Origin of the sequence: Stagnihabitans tardus, from assembly GCF_009925085.1 — a bacterium.
Classification (GTDB): Bacteria; Pseudomonadota; Alphaproteobacteria; order Rhodobacterales; family Rhodobacteraceae; genus Stagnihabitans; species Stagnihabitans tardus.
Window position 1 is genome coordinate 1 of record NZ_JAABNR010000111.1, and the last position, 252, is coordinate 252.

Annotated in this window: 1 protein-coding gene and 1 pseudogene; one reads left to right on the forward strand and one right to left on the reverse strand. The window is 58.7% G+C overall.

Annotated features, from left to right (window positions below; translation table 11 throughout):
* A partial coding sequence (locus GV832_RS21845; protein ID WP_168776945.1) for a transposase domain-containing protein occupies positions 1-109 on the forward strand: 109 nt, incomplete at its 5' end.
* Positions 110-179: 70 nt separating this feature from the next.
* Here the strand turns inward: GV832_RS21845 and GV832_RS22665 are convergent.
* Positions 180-224: pseudogene (locus tag GV832_RS22665) on the reverse strand (hypothetical protein); the annotation flags it as partial.
* Between the last annotated feature and the right edge of the window lie 28 nt (positions 225-252).

Here is a 252-nt window from a genome sequence, read left to right on the forward strand (position 1 = left end):
CATCGATCCCTATGCTTGGCTCGCGTCGACCCTCTCAGCTATCGTGAATGGCCACAAACAGAGCCAAATCGACCAGCTCCTTCCTTGGAACTACGCCGAGACGGTGTGATCGGCACACCGCTTACGGTAAAGCCGTGATCCTCCAGCCGCTTGTAGGCCATCACCAGCCCTGTTCCGTCCCAATACAGAAGCTTCAGACGGTCTGCCTGCTTGGCGCGGAACACGAAGACGGTCCCGGTGAACGGGTCCTTG